Consider the following 21,961-nt stretch of genomic DNA (forward strand, 5'->3'; position numbering starts at 1 on the left):
AGCATATACAGCATAAGACCAGAAACCTGGTTTCTATGCCCGGTTTATGAGGCGGGTTTATGGGTCGGGTTTATGGGTAATGGGTGTGAGGGCGAAGCATTCGGGTACAAATATTAATGGTGAAAACCCAGAGTTAATTGCCCGGTAAGCGAAGCTATGCCGTCAGGCTTCATGCTTCGCCCCTACTGGGCAAATATTTGGGTAAAAAACCGGGTTTATATTTGATTTTTGGATTTCGGCAAATATTTGGGTAATAAACCCGGTTTCTATGCCTGTTTTTGGGGTTTCTAGGTAGGGGCAAAGCATTCCGGCGGATAATTTATGGGAGAAAACTAGAAATCTACGACCGGAATGCTTCGCCCTTATTTGTGCTCCTGGTTTTTGGGTTAATCGACTTCGGCAAAGAAGAAACCGGGTTTCTATGTCAGTTTTGGACTTCGGCAAATGTGTGGGTAAGAAACCCGGTTTCTGGGGGAAAACAAGAAACCGGGTTTCTATTTTATTTTGGGACTTCCGCAAATATTTGGGTAGGGGCAAAGCATTCCGGCGGATAAATTATGGGAAAAAACTAGAAATTTATGACCGGAATGCTTCGCCCTTATGCAAAGAAGAAACCGGGTTTCTATTTTATTTTTGGACTTCGGCAAATATTTGGGGAAGAAACCCGGTTTCTGGGTTCTTAGCGGAATTTATCTTTAAGAACTGCCTTTCCTGCCAAAATTTTGCCGCGAACAATCAAATACCAGGGAAAAGCAATAATCCAAAGTGCAACTATACAAATGAAAAGTATTACTGGCTTACAAGAAATCCCTGACTTGTACTTATGCAAATTAATTTTCGACGAGTCAAACGCTGCCCAAATCGCTGAACCTAGAACAATTAACGATATCGTTGGATTCGGTAGTAACAATCCCACAGTAACAAGTCCAAATGTAAACAAAAGAGCAGCCCACCATACCATAGTTTTTCTCCTTTATGACAGTATTAACTGATTTAGTTTCTAATCAATTAATATCCCCAGCGAGTGGGGATAATACACGGGACGAGCCCTCTGGTTAGTTCCCAGTGCGTTTCCATTCAATTAATATCCCCAACGAGTGGGGATTTGCATCGCCGTTTGGAACGGATTCGCTTCACACGCAACTATTGTTTCCATTCAATTAATATCCCCAACGAGTGGGGATATTGCGATTACTTTACAGAAAGAGGTGGGGGTTTTGTTTCCATTCAATTAATATCCCCAACGAGTGGGGATTTGTCCCCTGGCTTAAACTGCTTTAAGGGCTGATCCAAGTTTCCATTCAATTAATATCCCCAACGAGTGGGGATAAAATGGCTATTGAATCTAAACTCATTATCAACTCCATCCAAAACTGTTTCCATTCAATTAATATCCCCAACGAGTGGGGATCACTGTTGCAAGGGGAACGGAGACGAGTGGGATAATGTTTCCATTCAATTAATATCCCCAACGAGTGGGGATTGAGAACTGTTTCATCGATCTTGCTAGATCATTTCAGAGTTTCCATTCAATTAATATCCCCAACGAGTGGGGATTACATTGGCTCCTGCCAAAGACGAGGTGATTCTTGTTTCCATTCAATTAATATCCCCAACGAGTGGGGATAGTTTGAATCATAAGCCTCCTTAATCGGTTAATTAAACGTTTCCATTCAATTAATATCCCCAACGAGTGGGGATATGAGCTTGAAGGAGTTGAGGAAGAAGAAACCCAACGAGTTTCCATTCAATTAATATCCCCAACGAGTGGGGATATAGTTAAGCTTCTTACCAGCAAACCCTGATTAAGTTCGTTTCCATTCAATTAATATCCCCAACGAGTGGGGATTAGGTTGCTTGCCTATTGATGGAGCCTCTCAGTCTTTATTTGTTTCCATTCAATTAATATCCCCAACGAGTGGGGATTATATGGCAATTAGCTCTAAAAAATTTACTGTTGTTTCCATTCAATTAATATCCCCAACGAGTGGGGATGGAGAGCATACCTTCTCTTCCAGCACCGGACATACCCTGTTTCCATTCAATTAATATCCCCAACGAGTGGGGATAATCCGAGGATATCGGGAGTACTCCATTGAGGAAATATCTCGTTTCCATTCAATTAATATCCCCAACGAGTGGGGATTTAGTGGGCAATGCCGCCAAACATCGAAATGGCGAAGCGGTTTCCATTCAATTAATATCCCCAACGAGTGGGGATTACTAACCGAGCAGCAAGCAAGTACACCTCCATCTCGAGTTTCCATTCAATTAATATCCCCAACGAGTGGGGATAAGCAGTTGCATAACACCACGGCTGTTTAGCAATGGGTTTCCATTCAATTAATATCCCCAACGAGTGGGGATTGCATTGTATTTTTTTGCGTGTATCTGGAATATTTCCAGAGTTTCCATTCAATTAATATCCCCAACGAGTGGGGATGACCGACCTAAAAATATCAGCCGCCGGTCACTACGACTGTTTCCATTCAATTAATATCCCCAACGAGTGGGGATATGATTTAGAACACGCCACCGTCACCGCCACCGATACGTTTCCATTCAATTAATATCCCCAACGAGTGGGGATATTAACAATCCCACCCCTGGCGGAACCCAGGCTATGACCGTGTTTCCATTCAATTAATATCCCCAACGAGTGGGGATCTGGTGGTCTATCCACGAAACTCCTCTTGCCGGGGTGTTTCCATTCAATTAATATCCCCAACGAGTGGGGATGACACGCTTTATGCCCCAAGCAATGTAATCTCATCTCAGTTTCCATTCAATTAATATCCCCAACGAGTGGGGATGGTGCTGAGTTCTGTAGTTAAGGAAGACGAGAAGCGGATGTTTCCATTCAATTAATATCCCCAACGAGTGGGGATTGGGAGTCGTTTGGCCAAAGTTACTTTAAGCAGTTTGGACAGTTTCCATTCAATTAATATCCCCAACGAGTGGGGATACAAAGGGTTGGCTGCAACTCCTCGTGTAATTGGTCAAGTTTCCATTCAATTAATATCCCCAACGAGTGGGGATGTTCACTTCTCTAGCTGGAGTGATTGGAGCTTTCAACTTTAAGTTGTTTCCATTCAATTAATATCCCCAACGAGTGGGGATAAGCCCGATCTAGCGACGACGCGAAAATATTGCAGTTTCCATTCAATTAATATCCCCAACGAGTGGGGATGGAGAAGTTCCCTAAAGGGCTTGTGCTCTGCGGTGTCAGTCAAGTTTCCATTCAATTAATATCCCCAACGAGTGGGGATTTCCTCCTCAGCCTTGGTACGAAATGTCGATTGACCCGGTTTCCATTCAATTAATATCCCCAACGAGTGGGGATGGTAAAGGACATAAGGAAACGATTGCTGCTCTAGTTGAAGTTTCCATTCAATTAATATCCCCAACGAGTGGGGATGAATCCTCCGCTAGTTCCATGAGCCGCGCTGAGGCAAGCGTTTCCATTCAATTAATATCCCCAACGAGTGGGGATAGGAAGCAATATGCCTAAACAGCAATTACGGATTCATCTTCAAGTTTCCATTCAATTAATATCCCCAACGAGTGGGGATTGTCCCCCGGCAAACTAGATATGGGGTCACAGGCAGCCCGTTTCCATTCAATTAATATCCCCAACGAGTGGGGATAGTGACTTTACTCTCGTCGGGAATCCTACGGGAGCGACTGTTTCCATTCAATTAATATCCCCAACGAGTGGGGATAGCCTCTCCCATTAGTGAAAGACCCAAACCTATCCTTAAACCTCGTTTCCATTCAATTAATATCCCCAACGAGTGGGGATTTTAAATATAAAGTGCTTAATAGTTAAAAGTAACGTTTCCATTCAATTAATATCCCCAACGAGTGGGGATATGCACTTTAACCCTCGGTCAAAACGGAATTTTCCCCAGGGGTTTCCATTCAATTAATATCCCCAACGAGTGGGGATAGTTCCTCCAACTGAGAAGCCAGACCCTAAAGGAGTTGTTTCCATTCAATTAATATCCCCAACGAGTGGGGATATGTTTAACCGTCATTTCACAGCCAAGGCTCAAAGCACAACCCAGTTTCCATTCAATTAATATCCCCAACGAGTGGGGATTCACGGCAGTTAGCCAAGAACATGACTACCTCGAACAGGTCTTTAGTTTCCATTCAATTAATATCCCCAACGAGTGGGGATTGCCCCATCGAGCTTTCATTCTATCCTGAATGGAACTCTAAAGTTTCCATTCAATTAATATCCCCAACGAGTGGGGATAGCCTTCCAATGAGGACTTACACCCTCACTGACCAGTTTCCATTCAATTAATATCCCCAACGAGTGGGGATCTCAGGAGATTGAAATTGAGGTTCAAGAATATGAATCTGTTTCCATTCAATTAATATCCCCAACGAGTGGGGATACTCGTATGGTTATGGTGTAGTAAATACTACACGGGAAGTTTCCATTCAATTAATATCCCCAACGAGTGGGGATTCCTGGCCAAGAACAGAATGGCTGCGGTGGATTGGACTGTTTCCATTCAATTAATATCCCCAACGAGTGGGGATGAAACCAACTAATTCGTTGGGCTGTCAACGGTGCCTCCTCGTTTCCATTCAATTAATATCCCCAACGAGTGGGGATCCTTGAAAGCAAACCAGGTATTTGTATTCGGTTCCAATGTTTCCATTCAATTAATATCCCCAACGAGTGGGGATTGAACAATAATGATAAATGGTTAGTTCTCCCAGAGGACTTTCTGTTTCCATTCAATTAATATCCCCAACGAGTGGGGATTATGACTAATAACAGTAACAGTAACAATATTTTATAAGTTTCCATTCAATTAATATCCCCAACGAGTGGGGATCCAGACACCCCCGTGGATACTGGATTCATTCCAGACGTTTCCATTCAATTAATATCCCCAACGAGTGGGGATATTCCTTAGGAGAATCATCAAATGTTTAACCGGCATTTCAGTTTCCATTCAATTAATATCCCCAACGAGTGGGGATTAAGTCTTCCCGAAGAAGGCAGTGGTCGGACTCAGTTTCCATTCAATTAATATCCCCAACGAGTGGGGATACTTTCTTAAAGGGTTCTAAGGTATCGATTAATTTGGGACAGGTGATTGTTTCCATTCAATTAATATCCCCAACGAGTGGGGATTCCTACAGAAGGCAAGTTCTACCTATGTCATCCATAATGATGAGTTTCCATTCAATTAATATCCCCAACGAGTGGGGATTTCCTCTTGGATTCAATTACCACTGTCGGAAGCTGGTGTTTCCATTCAATTAATATCCCCAACGAGTGGGGATGCTGCCCGTACTCGCCGACGAACCCGTCGGGAACTCTCCGTTTCCATTCAATTAATATCCCCAACGAGTGGGGATTGAATCTATTCCTTAGGAGAAGAAGAATTATGTTTAACCGTTTCCATTCAATTAATATCCCCAACGAGTGGGGATAGCTAAAATTATAACCCTTACCCAGCAAGATGTCTAGAGGCGGTTTGCGAGCCTCAGCAATTTTGTTGCTACAATTTCCCTGAATCGCTAAAAATAAAACTCTGAAACCCTTACCCAGAGAGGCTGCGAGGCTCCCGACGAATTAGCTAAGTTACAGCGATTTTCCGTGAGCCTCGCAAGACCAGCTTACTAGCTAAATAATCACCGAACCGGGAAACTCAGTAATCGGTGGCCCCACCCCCCAGGTTTCCACCTGCCCCGAAGTATGACGGGACAGAGGATAAAAGCGGATGCTATCCTCCTCCAACTTCACTCGATATCGCAAACGTTTTTGCAACTCCTCAAACTTAGCTGAACTCAGGACACATTCAAACGTCGAATATTGCACCCATTTGCCATAGCCCTCCAGCAGATCGTGGACTTTTTGACGACGTTTATTATCGGGAATGTCATAGACCACCACATAAAACAACATAACTTTCCCCCCTTTCAAAGGGGGGTTAGGGGGGATTTAACGAATTTGATAAGGGGAATACAGTTCAGTCGGTTGATAAACAAACTGCTTATACTTCTTCACTTGCTGAGTCAACAAATCCCATTTGGGCTGAACTTCTCCAGCCTCATTAGTAATTGTTTCTTCCATCCGTTGCACAAAAGCCTTGAGAAATTTCCGGCGTCCCGAATCATTCAGATAGCAGCCATTTGTGCGCCAAAAAAGAAACCGGGTTTCTAAGTAGACGGGCAGAAATAAATGCACCACATACCATAACTGTCATTCCCGCGAAGGCGGGAATCCAAAGCCTATCGGTGGGGAACGAAAAGTGCAATTAATTATGTTCACCTACTTAGGTTAATTTATTTTGGACTTCGGCAAATATTTGGGTAGGGGCGAAGCATTCCGGCGGATAATTTATGGGAAAAAACTAGAAATATATGACCGGAATGCTTCGCCCTTATTTGTTTACCGTGTTTTTGGGTTAATTGACTTCGGCAAATAAGAAACCGGGTTTCTATTTCAGCTTTGGACTTCGGCAAAGACGTGGGTAATAAACCCGTTTTTTTGGGTGTTTATTCTGGTTGACTGGGTAATTTTGGCGGCTGAGTCGGTGGCTTTTTGGGGAGTTTTGGCGCTGAACTTTGCTTCATGGCATTTAATAAACTTTGCGTGAATTGTTTAGCCCGATTTATCTCAGAATTTTGGAAAAAAAGATAATAACTTTTCGAGGCTGAGTGAACCGCAATCCATCGATGTTTGTTGACAAAGAATAAAATAATAAAAATCACGCCAATGAAATAAGCAAATAACAGAGAAAAGCCTAACCAGAGTAACCACCAACTTCGTCCCTCTCCCAGAGAAACACTGTCTATTTTAGAGAGTCGAATAAATGTTTCTACAGATTCTAATTCATAGGAAAGCTTGGTACGAATATACAGGAAATCTGGCTGAATTTGCATAGAGGTTTTCCCTTGAATGGGGATTACTATGTCACCGAAACCTTGTCCAGCTTTGCCCTGGAGTTCTGTAATGTTTTTGAGAAAAGTCATATTTTGTTGTGACGATTTAAGGATAATTACGGATAGCGAATTTCGGGTTAATTGACTTCGGCAGATAAGAAACCGGGTTTCTAGGTTAATTTGGGACTTCGGCAAAGGTGTGGGTAAGAAACCCGGTTTCTGGGGTCTGGGTAAGTGCGATCGCTAAATTCTAAGACGGGTCTAGTGGAGGCAGAGAATCGATGTTATGCCAAGCAAAAACATTTCTTTGGCATGATTAATCATTTGTTCCACATCATTTTTTGTTGAGTGAATTGTTGTTCTATATTCATAGGAGAATTCCCTCGCGGCGAACGTTGCGAAAAAAAGCACTTTCATAGGTTTGATATTTTTCTTGACTGGCAAAAAAACAGCTAATCACAATGGTATGCTCTAGGCATAGGTCAGCAATAAATTTTGAGATGCGTTGACTTTCTGCTGAATAATTAAATGATGATTTGAGGACAATCAAAATATCAAAATCTGAGTCTGGTCTAGCATCCCCTCTGGCTTGAGATCCATAAAGAATAATTTTTTCAAGCTGGTTTCCATAAATTTGTTTAAGACCTTGGCTAAGTTTGATTAAAATATTGGGTTGTTCGGAGTTCATAGGCGATCGCGTTTTGGGTTAATTGACTTCGGCAGATAAGAAACCGGGTTTCTAGGTTAATCTTGGACTTCGGCAAAGATGTGGGTAAGAAACCCGGTTTCTGGGGTTTGGGTAATGGGTTAATTGACTTCGGCAGATAAGAAACCGGGTTTCTATTTCAGCTTTGGACTTCGGCAAAGGTTTGGGGAAGAAACCCGGTTTCTGGGTAGAGGGGTTTTGGGTTAGTAGGAGTTAATTGCCTCTTCGAGTTTTTGATGAACTTGCGCCATTAAACTCGCTTCTTCAAGAGAGGTAAATAATGGTTCTGGTAAATCTGGTTGGGCAATGAAATTAAGACAACCTAATAAAATAGATTTCCAAGAATTAACATCATCTGCTTTCCATGCTTTGAATAAGTCATCTTCGCGCAATCCTAATAATCTATGAAACTGCTGATTTCGCTCATCTTTAGCACTGTATAAGCCCTTCTTTAGAGATGGATCTTGTTTGCACTCAGGTCGTACATATTCTAAAAGCAAGTACAGATTTTGGCTAAATAAGCCTACGCTAATGGGTTTTTTATCTTTGCCTTTAGCAAGCCGGTTCTCATTTTCCTTGTTTTGCTGTTCTATCCAAGCAGAATTTTTTTCTTTGATTTTTCCCCAATATTCAGGAAGAATATCTTCAATTTTTTCGATCATTTGAGGCGAACCTTTTTTGTCGTATAGAATATAGTCTTTATATTTTTCTTCTGCCCATTGGCAAACCAGCCCCTCAACAGATCGAAAACTATGAAATAGAGCTTCCACAATATTTTTTTGCCTATGTCGAATTACCGCTAAATATGCGGCTTCATAGGCAGTCCACCACCAATGCTGCGATCGCGCATTTACCTGCTGAACAAATTCTTGATCTGATAGCTCTTTAAGTTTTTTGGCAAAGTCATCAAATTTGGCATAGTTCCATTGAATTGCCGCATCTAGCAAAATTTTAGTTTGAGAGTCTAAATAATCATTGAGTAATGATTTTACTGCTGCATAATCATGGTTTTTGAGTAGCTCTTTAGCCTGTCCCAACTTAATTGCTTTTAAGTATTTGGAACTTTCAATTGGCTCAAGTGTTTTCTTTTCGTACTCGTTACTAACTAGAAATTGAACTTTTGTGCCAAATTTCCCTAAACTCATAAACTGAACGGCTGAAGAAATAGCCGGAGTTCCTGCTTGATGACTAACATAAACTGTCGCATATTCTGGAATAGCTAGTTTTATAAACTCCTTTTGAACCAAAGTTAAAACACTATCCCAGTCATCTAAACCTGGTGAACTTTTTTCTGGCTTGAGCACTATAAAATCTAGTTTTTCATTTTTGACAACATCTGGAAACTGATTTTGCAGATATTCTTTTAGAATGGGCTGAAGAGTGCAGGTGTCTTGCCAATAAAAATGTGAAGGTTTATTTTTGTCTGCAACACTTACAACATCGGACTGATCGGTTAAAAGAACAATAATTCGATTTAACTCAATCTTTTTGTCTTTGTTGTTGAGATAACTAGAGAATGAATTGAGGAGCGGAAACTCTAAGTCAGCATAATGTTCTGCTAAAAACTTACCATAAACAACTCCCATTGCTCTTGCAGGATAACGCCACAGCTTTTTACCATTTTGCTCTGTTTCAGAACAAGAAAACTGCTTGTTTATTTCTAATTCTTTCCGAACTTTAGGATACAAAATATTCCATCGATCTTTATTCTGTAGTTGTACATCACTACTACCTGTCGTAATAATCCAAACGTTCATAGCTTCTCCTTTTGTTACCAAATTTGACTAAAGCTACTATTGTTAGTCGCTAAAAAATTCATAAACTGCTGTGATTTTTCGTCAGAGCGATCGGGAAAAATTGTTAGAATTTCCACAAATTCATTTTCTAAACAAATCAAATTCCCATCTTTGATGACATATCGGGGATACATCCGATGCCAGATTCGCCCGATTTTTCCCAGTCCTCCCGCTAAAGAGGACTTTTTCAGTCGATTTGTATGAAACCATTCGACGGCTAAACTTTTATTATTTTTTGCCAGCCTTGCCCAAACCTGCACGTTATCAGGATGCCATGTTTCCCGCCAATTTCTCACATAGGCGTTGACTTGGTAGCCTTCTGATTGTACCCAAGCGATCGCCTGTTGTCGGATTTCATTGATAAAATTTGTGATACTACTTAAATCCGAGTTATTTGTGACTATACACAGCTTTTCAGAGAGAGTTGTTAATTCCCAGTGACAACCAATCATCGGTTTATCGTCGTTATCAAAATAACTAGGATAAAATAAGTGGTGATTGACTCGGCGCCAAGATTTACCAAAACCGCCTAGAAGCAGCGTAAATTTTACCAAGTTACCGAGAAACTTTTCTAGTTCAGGCGAAACATCATTGACTTTGAGCAGATCGAGTTGTCCCTGTCGCAAATTATAGGTTGACATGGGAATTTCACGTCTTCCAGGTTTGTACCGATGAGGCTTCAGTATAAGATTTTCCGCTGTTGTTTGAAAGTTAATCCCAATTAAGCCAACAACTGCACCACCCTCTATCCCACCGAAAAGTTTATTTGTCAATGCTTCTGCAATCTGGCGATTAGTAATTCCTCCTAACAAACGTAAAGTGTGACCTCGTAGTGCGGCTTTAAACATATTGGGACGAAATTCAGGAATCCCAATATTGTTTTTATCTTTGGTGAGTAACTGCGAGGTTAATCCCTGACCTTTTAAATGAACAGATAGCAAAACGCGATCGCGATCTTCTAGTCGCGTAATTGAACCGTCCTGATTAATCTTGTCAACATAACCATATCCAGCACTGACTCTCGAACCAATACCTCTCACAAGAGCCTTTTCCCAAATATCCCAAATTTTATTCCACTCTGGATCGTTATCGGGAATAGCACTGCTAGAAATACCAAATCTGAATTTCGACTGATAAAGAGAAATTTGCACATTTGCCGTATGACCAGCATTACTTTGCATTACCTGATAAGGCTGTTGTCCATGCACAACATCTACCAGGCGATCGTGATCGCCCCATGTCATATCAATGGGATAGCCACCATGAAAACGAAGAATACCGGGTTTAGTTCGCTTTTCTCCCCGTTCAGTTATTTCGCCACCGCAGTATTTCATGCGATCCTCTGGTGGACAAGCCCTTAAAAAAGCTCCTTTCATGCTTGACCCTGGGAAAAAAGGTAAACCTTTTGCCCCAATGACCGGGCGAATCACTCCTTCGTCCTGACCGCTATTTGTCACCAGACGCCAGCGAATTTGATAGTCTCCTGTTTTTGCATGAGCGCCAAATTTAGGCATTTTCACCACAGGTTGAGAGGTTGAACGCCTCAGGGCAACAGAAGTTGACTCATCTATTGGTTCGGGAACTGGTGGACAACCTTTGAGCCACTCGTCAACCCACTTAACAGCAGGTTTGTAGTTTCCGGCATACTGAATTTTGCCGCGATCGGCAATCTGCGCCTGAAACATCAGAGGAACATAATTTGCATCCTCATTTTTTTGCTGCTGGTTTTGAGACTGGTTTTGTGGTTGATTTTGTTGTTGCTGCTGCTGATTTCTTAAGATTGGTCTTGGTCGGTTATTATTACTCATCATCATCCTCTAATTCGTTAAAACTAGAACCTTTATATCGCTGTGTCCACCAAACAATTGAGTCACACAATTGCATTAAGATGGCGAGAGTTACTTTACGTTGCTCAATGGGAAAATTCCACAAATCCTCTGGATTAGCATCAATGGTTGGTAAGGTGACACCTCCTATAGCCATAATATTGCATAGTTTTTCCCAAGTTTTCTGCCAAAATCGCGCTTTATCGCCATCCAAGCGCAACTGTTCGCCCCAAAATCTTTCTAAACCATAGGCGACTGCTGCACGCATTTTGTAAGCTTGGTTAAGTGCTTCTGTTTTATGAAATTCAAGAACTAAATCGTGAGCAGCCTGGTCTAAATTATATCGTTCCCAACCCATAGTTAAACTCCTTTCAGTGTAATTTGACAATGACCAAAACCGATGGATTCCAACCCGCCAAGGTAAATATCATAAGATTCTTTTTTCTCTCCGAAAGGCTTCCATTCCTTAGCAGTTTCATTTTCATTGCTGCGTTCTCGAATGGCAATAGGAAAAACTAGGATAGTCCCTTCGGGTAACGCTTCAGTATTAAAGAAATTCTTAACCCGCTTTTCATGTTTATCAAGTGCGGCACGACTTTGGCGATAAAGTGTCATATCGTGAATCATGCTAATTTCATCATCTGCAACAACGACAGCGGGCAATTCTTCGCCTAAAGGAAACCAATCTTTTAAGTTTTGATTCGGATGCTCGATAGTAAGAAAGCCAAAATTGAAAAATAATTTTTGCTGTTCATCAATCGTAAGTGCCTTCAAAGATTTAGAACCAGAATAAACAGATGGAAGTTCTTTTGAAATTCCGGTAATTCGCTTGTAGCGCTTCAATAGTTTTGGACAACTTACCCAAACAATCGGTTGACCAGGACAAAAAACAGGAATCCACAGAATCGACGCATATTCAAATTTAACTAACGATTCAGTGGTACTATCAGGTTTTCCTTCAACAGCTTCATGTCCATACCAAATGTTTTCATCTTTTTCAGATGGTACATTGAGTTTGAGTGGTTTTGCTTTTTCTTCTAACCATTCTAATTTTGTTTTTGTGACCTCCTGACCTTGTGCATTGATATAGCTAAAATTTGCTGGTATTTTTTCTCCTCGTTTTTTCAATTCTGCTTCTAGCCATTGTTGGCGTTGTAGGCGCATTTCAGACCGAAAACGACCCCGAATAGAACTACCTGGAACAATGCCAGTTTGGGTAAATTGATCGCGGAAAATCAGATTTAAGTTACCGCTTTCTTCCCCTGCTGTTGCACCGACGTGCAGAGCAGCCATAGTTTCAATAATGCCATAAGCTTGCTTGTACATTAGTCATCAACTCCTTCAATTTTAACTGGTAAACACAAACCACATCCAAACTTTTTCAGTAACCCTTCCTCTGGGAACCATTCTAGCGGAAAATCATCCCATATGTTATTTAATGGTTCTGGCAAAACATAGACACTACCCGCAGGAACAGCATACCGTCCACGAGACAAACGACCTTGGGTGCGGGTTTGGAATTCTTCTTTTTTCTTATCCCCATAGCCAATCCGATAACGATAAGGAACTGCTTTATCTGTCAGCAGCTTAATTTTGTTATTATCTGCTGCAAACTTATGATTTTTGGGTTTCGGATAACGATAGGAAAGATGATTTGACCCCCAAACACCGGGCGTAATCAAGGCAAATGCTCGTTTTATGGGAGTGCGTAAATGCTCAAGGATAGGACTATCTTCTGGTAATTCTATGGTGTTAATCTCAACAATATGACTTTCACCACCAAACTGATACCAACCTTTAGCCAATGGATAGGTGGAAAGATACACTAAACAAGTATCATCTTTCATTCTTACAGCATTTTCAATAAATAGTCCATCTTCTGAGAGAACATGACGCTGATTTTTTTTCATTTGCGGATGTAAAATAGAGACATATTCCCAACATTGGGCAGCAACCGATGGGGGATTATCAGTTCGAGAATATCGAATATCTTCTGGATCACTGTCCCAATAGTCAATTTTTAACCAGTGATATTCTGATTCATCCTCATTGTTATCAGCTTGCTGCTTTTCATATCCATTTTCTGCACTGTCATTTTTAGATTTTAGACACCATTTATGGGATTGAATTAGCCATTCATCAGAAGTATTCTCCTTAATTACTTTATGCCGAGGTAAAGGAACATAGAAATATTCTTCATTGCCAACCATTGCCCAAAAAGGCCCAGCAATATATAGCTCATCTCTAAGTTTTTCATGGAGGGCAAATTGTCGATCTTTATTGGAACTGAAAAATAAGCCTGACAATGTTGCAGCATCAGGAGGAAATTTAGATCCCGATCGCCCTACCAAATTTTCCGGTGATAGAAATGCACCAGCACTACCATACATAAAACCTAATGGTTGAATTGTAATTAAGTATTTGAACATAGCAGCCAACCTACATTTACTAAGCCATCAATCCATTGAGCAATTGCTTGAGATGAATGAGTCGTTTTGAAAATCTTCTCACGTTGACTTTCAAAACGACTCATATCGTCAAAATACAGTTTAAAAATCACTAGAGCTAAGTATTCACTAACAGTTGTAGCAGTATCTTTGAGTTCGATCGCATGACGGGCTTTTAATTCTGCCCAATCACTGTAAATGTGGCCCCAGTTTGCTTCTGCTCCTGTTTTCCCATCCCGATCGCGATATTTGGTCAAAATATCCAAATAATTCCAGGGACAAGTCCATTCCACAAATTGACCGCTATTAAATACCACTCGAATTGTGACGCGATCGCGCCCCAAACTCTTTGCCAGTTTTTCTGCTTTCCGACAATGTTGTAAAACATCTCGTTGGGGAACTTGATGCCCAGCCCACACAAAACCCACACTAAAGGTAAAATCGAGCTTAAGTTCCTTCTTAATATCTTTTTGTAAGTCTTGCCAATGAGTTTGTAGTTTTAATAACCACTCAAATGCTTCAATGGGTTTAATTTTTTCGGAATTTTCTCCTTGTTTCTTTTCCTCACTGTAAAGAACGCCTAAAAAATCATCACCTCCGGCATAAATGACGCGCCCTTTCCCCGCAGCCAACAAATCTTCTTTTTCCTTTGGAAACAAATCTTTTTTTCCCTTGAATTCTTGTCCCCAGTTCCTCATTAACTCAGTGAATTTCTGAAGTTCGCGATCGCGCTGTTCAGGGTTATCACGACCAGCAAGTTCTTGAAGTTTATCTCCTACTTTGTCACCATCCCCCATAAACCAGCCTGTCCAGTATCCAGCCTCACGGTTGATATCCTTGAAACCTTCATCCAAGGTTTCCATACCAATTTTTTTAGCCAGATAGGGTAAAGTGACTAAGCGTTTAACTAATTCAGGAATACTTAATCGCTCACCAGGAGCAATAAACTTGCCACTGGTTTCATCCTTAAAATATGCTTCCAGTTCTTCATCAGAGGGAATAGAATCTCTAACTTTATAGTTGCGAGCATAAGGATCGTCTAACACCCAAGCAAGGCGATGATAAAAACGTTTCTGTGCTTTTTCTTCATTTGGAGTGAGCGATCGCCCTGGTTCTTTATTTTCTTTGCCTAACTGATGCCATGCGATCGCATCCGTTCCAGTCAAACTAGAACTTTCACCCATCCAATTAATCCCAGTCCAATCTCGTTTTAGCTTGCGAGTTTCTAAATCCTCCATTGCCTTTTCTACTGAGTCACCATATCCCCAGAAAATCTCCCAGGTATGGCTTTCCCAGCGTTCCCACTCTCCTTTATGTTTGCCAATTTGGTCTTCTGGTTGTGACCAGCAATAGTCTTTTTTGGGAATCCCTAAGTTATCTTCTACCCAGGTTCGGCAAGTGATTAAAATCTTTTGCCATTCGTTTAATAGGGTATTTCTCAGATGATTCGGCTCAAATTTGCCCTTAATCAAAATTCGATTGGGCATTCCTTCTTGAAGATTAGGTAATCCCGGAGAAATCACCTCTAATCCTAAACATAATGCTTCTTGAACTATCCGAGAACTCAAGTAAGACAAAATCAAAGAAGCTCCATACAAATCTCGAAGTTTGCGAGATTTTTCAATAAAGCCTTGTACGGGTGCAAAGGTAATTGCCGTATAGTCGCTCATAAATTTAATTCAGTTAATCGGAAAATAAATCATCCCATTGAGGATGAAAAATATTGGTTTTAGCCTCGATTTTTATGGATATCTGGCAAGGCGATCGACGTAACTTGATCGAAAAGTAAATTTCCCTTTATAGCGCACAGGTTGACCGGAGAAATTACTCCTCGTCTGATACCACCACTCGCAAAAAAACTAGCTAAACGCTTGACGATTAAACCATCAATGTCGTCTACAGAGAACATAGTCTGTGATTAGGGAGCTTAAACCCTTGCCTGGTAATGTCTCTGCGGAATCGGTGTCTGCGGGTAATGCTGTAAAATTGTGCGTTTCGTTAAACATACCAGAGAAAAAGCCCGGTTGTCTCAATTTTGCCAATAATTACTGATTTTTTTAAGAATCGCTGAAACGTTTATCTAGATTAAGTTTTATCAATTTTTGTGAAAAATAATCAATATCGCGTTACATTTCGCGGGGTCGGAGAAAAAAAGGATGAAGACTAATGGTAAAAAAACCCACTCTACACTCACATTCTGACCAGCAGGCATTCGATCGCCTCTTGTTACTGATTGCGACTTTGGTACAGTATCCTGGGGTGGGGGCGAGCGATCGCGATGAAAAACTATTGAACAGCGATCGCCAACATAATAATGCGTTAGAAACTGTGCGGATTAAACTACGGGAATTCGCGACGAAAACTGGTTATGAATTTCCCGAAAATTATCCTTCAGTGCCCACAATTCGCAAAGATTTAGAACTATTGCGACGCTATGGTATTTTAGACGATCGCATTTATCGGTGGGGTTATTATTTAGGCACTGGGGCATTAAACCCGGAGGAATTATCCGCAGCTTTAAACGCTTTAGCTGCCCAAGCAAAATATCAAGGAAATCCTATCGCCCGCCGCATTTATGAACAAGTGCTGCAACGAGTGCGCGGTTTAGATTTAAAATTAGATGGGAAATTTTTATATCCCGTCCATCAACAGTTAAATCGCTCTATTGTTTCCACCGACCCCGTAGAAATGTTGGCCAAAGGTGAGCGGCAAAATACCATATTTAATCAATTAGAAACCGTAGAAATGGCCATTCTCCAAGGGCAATCTATTGAATTATCTCGCAGCCACGATCCTTATGGGGGCAAACGAGTCGGCATGATGAGTCTATGGCCTTTGCAAATTATCTACTATGATATTGCCTGGTATTTAGTTTATGAACGATTGGAAACCGGCCAATTAGCCATTAGTCGGTTAAATCGATTTAAAGATTATTGTCAGGTATTAGCACCTCAACGTTCTTTAGAAATGCAGTTTGAGAAATTGCAGCAAGTTCACCAATTACTATCTCAAGGTTGGGGTTTGTATTTGGGTGAATTGGCCGAACAGCAAAGAGAATTAGCGGGAAATGTAGAGTTTCAAACCGTGAAAGTGCGCTTTTTTTCCCCAGTGGTGTCGTTTATTTTAGAGGGCGATCGCCGTCATCCCACTCAAAAAGTTCATTTAGGGCCAAAAGATGCCACGGGTCAATATGAATATGTGGATTATCAGGTGAAATTACCTCCCCGTTCTTTCCGAGAATTTATGCTGTGGGTTTATCGTCATTTGCACAATGCCAAGGTATTATTCCCACCGGAATTAGTGGCACAACATCGCGCAGCGGCTCAAGCTTTAATCGAGCGATATAATTGAGGCTAATTTTTCCCAAAAATACACAAAGGACACAAAGATTTATCGTCTCTGTGTCCTTTGTTCTCTAATACCACTTACAAAAATTTATGCAACAATAAGTATTTATATTGTAGGGTGGGCAAAAATCCACACTTATGGGAGGAAAGAGGATAGAGGAAAGAGGAAAGAGGAAAATTCTCTCTTCTCTCTTCTCTCTTCTCTTTCCTCTCTTTTTGCCCACCCTACGAATTTTAGGGGCTGTTGGATGAATTTTTGTAAATGCTATAAGGTTATGCGTTGACCGTTTTGGTCTTAAATAAAGTATTTAGTTCGGGCGGGATTTTGGCAAATTCAATGGTGGTATCTTTAGGATAAGGACTCACTTCTATATTCAAATTTTGATTTCCGTTAAATTCTTCAAATTTAAATTTAGAAAAGAATAATCCTTTCTCTGATTCCGATGTTAAACTAAAGCATTCGGCATTTTCATAGCAAATGATTAATTTACGCATGGTTACGCCCGAAGCAATCGTTACCTCTCCATTTTCTTCCTGTTTGACTAAGGACATCAGGGTATTAGAACTAATGCCTTGGGAGAAAGGAACGGTAAATTCGATCGCCGCTTGATAGGGAATTGTGACTTTTTCAAAGATGGAAGAGTCAACAAATCCTAAGAATTCAACCTGCATCGATTCATAACTAGACAGACAGGAAAAATTTAGACCAATTTTTACTAAAGTTTTCATACTTTTGACCTTGAGGCTTGTTCTCATTTAATGAATTTGCCCAACGAGGGGGCATTTAATTGTACGATCAATTTTATACGATGTCAAGAGGGACTGTTTTTATTGAGTTAATTTACTTTACCTGGGGCACCGGGGCAGAAAATAATCTTTAAAAAGGAAAAGGTTTTTTTGGAAAACCGCAATAGCTGCTGGGGAAGGAGGCAAGAGTATTTATATTGTAGGGTGGGCAAAACTCCACACTTATGGGAGGAAAGAGGAGAGAGGAAAGAGGTGCATAGGAAAGAGTGAAAAGTGAATAGTGAATAGTGATATTTCATTTGTAGGGGCGAATGGCCATTCGCCCCTACGACTTTTCAAGGCATCACTTTTCTCTCTTCTATTTTCTCTCTTCATGGTAGTCCACCCGAAGAATGTTAAGGGCGGTTGGATGAATTTTTGTAAATGGTAATAGAAGAGACTTGGAAAAAGTCTTTGCTATCAACAGGGATGCTTCGATCAAATCCTTCTAGCAAAAGATATTTTTTTGGCGATCGCACAATTGGCATCAATTATTTTTAAGTTTTTTACTTGTAACCTTGTGCAGCGATCGCTGATTTGGGCTAATAAGGGACTGTTGCCGGTTTCTAATTGGGCGATCGCCTGATTTGCCGCTGGTTGGTATTGCATCATCCAGTTACTTTGGCGAATATAGTCCGGGGTAAAGCTGCCGGTTTCTACTAGGAAAAAGTCTATACTATATTCTTGGATAAATTCCTCCAGTTGATTCAGGTTTTGACTATAGTAAGCGGTGATTAAATCAAGAGTGCGATCGCGAATTTGCCGATAATATCCCGTATGATAGGGAACCGGATAGCCTTCGCCTCCAATTAAAATAGATCGCTGGCTAAATGCCGGGATATTATTCACTTCTTCAGCGACAGAAGCAATCAGAATATCTTTAGGTTGCTGGGCAAAAAATTCATATATTTGGGGAACGGAACCGACAACATAGTCAGTTCGGGGAAAGCGTTTTAACCAAGTGGGTTCTAGGACGACTAGGGCAATTAAACCTCCGGCTAATATTAGGGATAAAATTGGCTTAGTTGGGGCAACATTTCCCTGCTTTTTGCCCCAGTTTAGCAGGGCATCAATGATTAGGGCGATCGCAATTCCTGCGGCGATCGCTGTAACAATGCGGAGACTATGTTCGGTGTAGCGACTGGGTAAATGTAAGCGAAACAGAAACAAATGGGCGATGCAAAACATTGCCAAAGAAGCGATGGTAATTTGCAGCAAGTAGCCCAAATTTTTCGTCACCGCTTTTAAGGGGACAATTTTACTGTTAAGTAGTAAAATAAAGGGTAAGAACAAACTGGCAATTAAAGGCAAAGTTGTGCCGAGACGAGGCAGGATACCACTGCGTTGCCCGCTAAACCAAAAATGGCCAAAGTCTTGGCTAAAAAACTCGCTTTTGCCCTTGGTTAAAAACTCTGGCATTTGTTTAGCCGCATCCGCATTAATCACCGGCCCATACCCATTGGATTTTAGGGCATAAATTAACATAACGATTGACGCAACTATCAGACAAATACCCGAAAAAAGATAATCTTTGCGCTGGTGAGACAAGTAAACCTGCCATTTTTTCCAGTGGAATAATTGCAGAATTAAAATTACCGATGAGATTAACACTGCTTGGGGATAAAAAATCCCTTGAAGGGCGATCGCCACACAACTGCCGAATAAATTTCGCCGCAACAAATAATAGAGAAATGCGGTAAAAAAAGGATAGACAAAAGCTACTGCTGTCCCCGAAACTACATCATCCCGCATCCAAATATAATGATTTAACAGTAATGAACTCAGAAATCCGGCAATGGGGACGGGGAATAACTCAATAGTGATGCCAAAACAGTAAGCGGTGGTAATTAAACCCAGAATAATTGGTGACAGTTTATGTAGCAAAATTGGAGTAATACCGACCCATGTCATTAATCGGTATAAATTGGTATATCCCCAGGGGGCGACGGTTTGGAAATAATCGGCAATTAAATCATTAGGAAACAATCCGGGGTCAATAAATCTTTGCATCCAAAAAATATGCTGTCTAGCATCATCTTGGATGACGTATTCACCCGTAAAGGCTTGTTGTAATACCATACCACCATAAATGGTGGCAAAAGTTAGGGCTAAACTAAACCAAAATATCGTCCGGGATTTGGTAGATTGATGAATTGGGGCAGTAAGAAATTGATGCACTTTATTTGTTGGTTGTTGATGGTTGGTTGTTGATGGTTGGTTGTTGATGGTTGATGGGTAGGGATTCTATTATTGATGGGTAGGGATTCTATTGTTGTTTTTTACTGGTTATCAGGGTAAAATAACAAATAACAAACAACAAACAACAAACAACAAACAACAAACAACCATCAACGGTGAACGTTTAACCGATAAGTCACTAAAAATCTATCATACATTTTGTGCTTAATAAAACAAAATCCCCGGTTTTAAATGCAGCGCAAGATTCAATAAAGTTAGCCACTGCTGCGGGGGTCTCTAAGTCCAGTTGCGCGATCGCTTCTGTTGCCTCCGGTTGATACTGTTGAATCCATTCATTTTTGGCTAAATAATCTGGGGTAAAGGCTGATTTTTCTAATAGCCAAAAATCAATCCCATACTTGGCGATAAACTGCTGCATTTCTGCTAAATTAGGGGTATATTGAGCGTGAATTAAATCTTTAGTGCGTTGACTAAATTCTGCATAATAGCCAGTATGATAAGGAATCGCATATTCGGGGGCGACTAATACCGATCGCAACGCAAAAGTGGGCAGGTTATTCGCCTCGGAAGATAGGGAAGCAATTAAGCTATCTTTGGGTTGTTGTTGCAAGAATTCGTATAACGGGGCGAGGTTTCCCGGACGGTAATTTGTGCGGGGAAAACTGGATTCATAGACGGGATAAAAAATGGTTAAAGCGATTAACAAAGCACTAGCGATCGCCCAACCTTTTTGAGGTTTTTGCCCTGGTTTGAAGGACTGAAGGGCGGCATCTAATATAACAGTAATCAAGATGCCTGTGGCAATTGCCAAAACAACTCGACAGCTATGTTCCATATAGCGACCGGGCAAATACAGCCGTAACAAAACCGCATGAGCCGCGACAAACATAGCCACCGATACTATCATTATATCACCCAATAATCTAATTTGGGGATTAATTTTTGTCACCAGGGTAAATTTCTGTGAATTGTGCCAAAGTAAGGGAAAAAATAGCCCTAGCCAAATCAAGGGAGGTAACACCGGAGGGAAAAACCCACTTAGTTCGCCAATCAGCCAATATTCTATGGGATTATCATTAAAAAATGGGGTGCGTCCTCCCGGCCAAAATTCCGGCATCAGCCTCGCTTCACTTGCGGTCATTGCCCCGCCATAATCATTGGGTTGCAGGGCATAAATTACTAATACTAAACCGCCTACCAAAAACGGCATAATACTGATTAAATATTCAGCCGATTCTCCAGTTTTAAGTAATGGCAGTTGCGGGCTTTTTTTGCTCCATAAACTTCTGATCGACTCTCCCATATTTTCCCAGTTTACCAGACGCAACAGTAATACCGGACAACAGATTAAGATTAATTGAGGATAAAATAATCCCAGCAGGGCGATCGCCACACAAGCGCCGATTAAATGTCGTTTCAATAAATAATAGATAAAAACCACGAATAACGGATAGATAAAGGCGCGAGGAGTGGCGGAAACCACATCAAATTTCATCCAAATACTTTGATTGAGAATCAAACTAGCCATAAAACCGGCAAAGGGAACGGGTAACAGTTCTATTGTCACCCCAAAACAATAAATAGTGGTGAGAATTCCCAGAACCGGAGGTAGCAGTTTACTTAACAGTAAGGGTTCAATTCCTAAGCGGGAAATAATTTGATAAAAGGTGGTATAACCCAGGGGTACGACTGATTGAAAATAGTCCGCAATTAAATCTCCAGGGAATAATTCTGGGTCAACAAACCGCTGCATCCAAAATATATGCTGTCTGGCATCATCTTGAATCACATATTCGCTCTTAAAGGCTTTTTGCAACACCATCCAGCCATAAATAACTGCAAAGGTAATGCTGAGGCTAAACCAAAAGATCGTCTGAGATTTTTTTCGACTGGGAATAGTCAGCCATTGTTGGCAATAACTTAGGGAATAGTTCATAGA

The 21,961-nt window shown here is 41.0% G+C and carries 16 protein-coding genes and 1 CRISPR repeat array; of the genes, 2 read left to right on the plus strand and 14 right to left on the minus strand.

The features are described 5' to 3' along the window. Positions 1 to 368: 368 nt before the first annotated feature. Positions 369 to 554: a hypothetical protein gene (locus tag ABWT76_RS09580; RefSeq protein WP_054469171.1), complete on the plus strand. Its 186-nt coding sequence runs from the start codon at positions 369 to 371 to the stop codon at positions 552 to 554. A 442-nt stretch (positions 555 to 996) separates the two neighbouring features. Further along, positions 997 to 5,460: direct repeats of the CRISPR family, unit length 36 nt; unit sequence GTTTCCATTCAATTAATATCCCCAACGAGTGGGGAT. A 193-nt stretch (positions 5,461 to 5,653) separates the two neighbouring features. Here the strand turns inward: ABWT76_RS09580 and cas2 are convergent. The 11 genes from cas2 to ABWT76_RS09635 all read right to left on the minus strand — a co-directional run bounded on the left by cas2 (position 5,654) and on the right by ABWT76_RS09635 (position 15,599). Continuing rightward, complete coding sequence (gene cas2 / locus ABWT76_RS09585) at positions 5,654 to 5,935, minus strand: CRISPR-associated endonuclease Cas2 (RefSeq protein WP_054469173.1); 282 nt, start codon at positions 5,933 to 5,935, stop codon at positions 5,654 to 5,656. Between the two features lie 36 nt (positions 5,936 to 5,971). Continuing rightward, on the minus strand, positions 5,972 to 6,220 hold the full coding sequence (locus tag ABWT76_RS09590) for a hypothetical protein (protein WP_354636002.1): 249 nt from the start codon (positions 6,218 to 6,220) through the stop codon (positions 5,972 to 5,974). 308 nt (positions 6,221 to 6,528) lie between these two features. Next, entirely contained in the window at positions 6,529 to 7,005 is a 477-nt protein-coding gene (locus tag ABWT76_RS09595) for a hypothetical protein (RefSeq protein ID WP_354636003.1), read from the minus strand. Positions 7,006 to 7,282: 277 nt separating this feature from the next. Then, positions 7,283 to 7,603, minus strand: a complete 321-nt coding sequence (locus ABWT76_RS09600) for a nucleotidyltransferase domain-containing protein (protein WP_354636004.1) — start codon at positions 7,601 to 7,603, stop codon at positions 7,283 to 7,285. A 221-nt stretch (positions 7,604 to 7,824) separates the two neighbouring features. Then, positions 7,825 to 9,378: a hypothetical protein gene (locus ABWT76_RS09605; protein WP_354636005.1), complete on the minus strand. Its 1,554-nt coding sequence runs from the start codon at positions 9,376 to 9,378 to the stop codon at positions 7,825 to 7,827. Positions 9,379 to 9,392: 14 nt separating this feature from the next. Next, the gene (locus tag ABWT76_RS09610) at positions 9,393 to 11,231 is read right to left on the minus strand and encodes a hypothetical protein (protein ID WP_354636006.1); all 1,839 of its coding nucleotides are present in this window, start codon (positions 11,229 to 11,231) and stop codon (positions 9,393 to 9,395) included. Further along, positions 11,218 to 11,601, minus strand: a complete 384-nt coding sequence (locus ABWT76_RS09615; protein ID WP_354636007.1) for a hypothetical protein — start codon at positions 11,599 to 11,601, stop codon at positions 11,218 to 11,220. The genes ABWT76_RS09610 and ABWT76_RS09615 overlap by 14 nt, the downstream gene beginning before the upstream one ends. 2 nt (positions 11,602 to 11,603) lie before the next feature. Next, the gene (locus ABWT76_RS09620) at positions 11,604 to 12,569 is read right to left on the minus strand and encodes an RAMP superfamily CRISPR-associated protein (protein WP_354636008.1); all 966 of its coding nucleotides are present in this window, start codon (positions 12,567 to 12,569) and stop codon (positions 11,604 to 11,606) included. Next, the gene (locus ABWT76_RS09625; RefSeq protein WP_354636009.1) at positions 12,569 to 13,672 is read right to left on the minus strand and encodes a type III-B CRISPR module-associated Cmr3 family protein; all 1,104 of its coding nucleotides are present in this window, start codon (positions 13,670 to 13,672) and stop codon (positions 12,569 to 12,571) included. The genes ABWT76_RS09620 and ABWT76_RS09625 overlap by 1 nt, the downstream gene beginning before the upstream one ends. After that, positions 13,657 to 15,360, minus strand: a complete 1,704-nt coding sequence (locus ABWT76_RS09630; protein WP_354636010.1) for a type III-B CRISPR-associated protein Cas10/Cmr2 — start codon at positions 15,358 to 15,360, stop codon at positions 13,657 to 13,659. Before ABWT76_RS09630 ends, ABWT76_RS09625 begins: the two co-directional genes overlap by 16 nt. 59 nt (positions 15,361 to 15,419) lie before the next feature. Then, positions 15,420 to 15,599, minus strand: a complete 180-nt coding sequence (locus tag ABWT76_RS09635) for a hypothetical protein (RefSeq protein ID WP_354636011.1) — start codon at positions 15,597 to 15,599, stop codon at positions 15,420 to 15,422. A 257-nt stretch (positions 15,600 to 15,856) separates the two neighbouring features. Between ABWT76_RS09635 and ABWT76_RS09640 the strand changes: the two genes are divergently transcribed. Then, positions 15,857 to 17,041: a WYL domain-containing protein gene (locus ABWT76_RS09640; protein ID WP_354636012.1), complete on the plus strand. Its 1,185-nt coding sequence runs from the start codon at positions 15,857 to 15,859 to the stop codon at positions 17,039 to 17,041. A gap of 269 nt (positions 17,042 to 17,310) precedes the next feature. Here ABWT76_RS09640 and ABWT76_RS09645 read toward each other — a convergent pair whose 3' ends face one another. The 3 genes from ABWT76_RS09645 to ABWT76_RS09655 all read right to left on the minus strand — a co-directional run bounded on the left by ABWT76_RS09645 (position 17,311) and on the right by ABWT76_RS09655 (position 21,958). After that, positions 17,311 to 17,766: a hypothetical protein gene (locus ABWT76_RS09645; protein WP_354636013.1), complete on the minus strand. Its 456-nt coding sequence runs from the start codon at positions 17,764 to 17,766 to the stop codon at positions 17,311 to 17,313. 495 nt (positions 17,767 to 18,261) lie between these two features. After that, positions 18,262 to 20,001, minus strand: a complete 1,740-nt coding sequence (locus ABWT76_RS09650; protein ID WP_354636014.1) for a hypothetical protein — start codon at positions 19,999 to 20,001, stop codon at positions 18,262 to 18,264. 199 nt (positions 20,002 to 20,200) lie between these two features. Continuing rightward, the gene (locus tag ABWT76_RS09655) at positions 20,201 to 21,958 is read right to left on the minus strand and encodes a hypothetical protein (RefSeq protein ID WP_354636015.1); all 1,758 of its coding nucleotides are present in this window, start codon (positions 21,956 to 21,958) and stop codon (positions 20,201 to 20,203) included. Positions 21,959 to 21,961: the final 3 nt, after the last annotated feature.

The organism is Planktothricoides raciborskii GIHE-MW2 (assembly GCF_040564635.1).
Classification (GTDB): Bacteria; Cyanobacteriota; Cyanobacteriia; order Cyanobacteriales; family Laspinemataceae; genus Planktothricoides; species Planktothricoides raciborskii.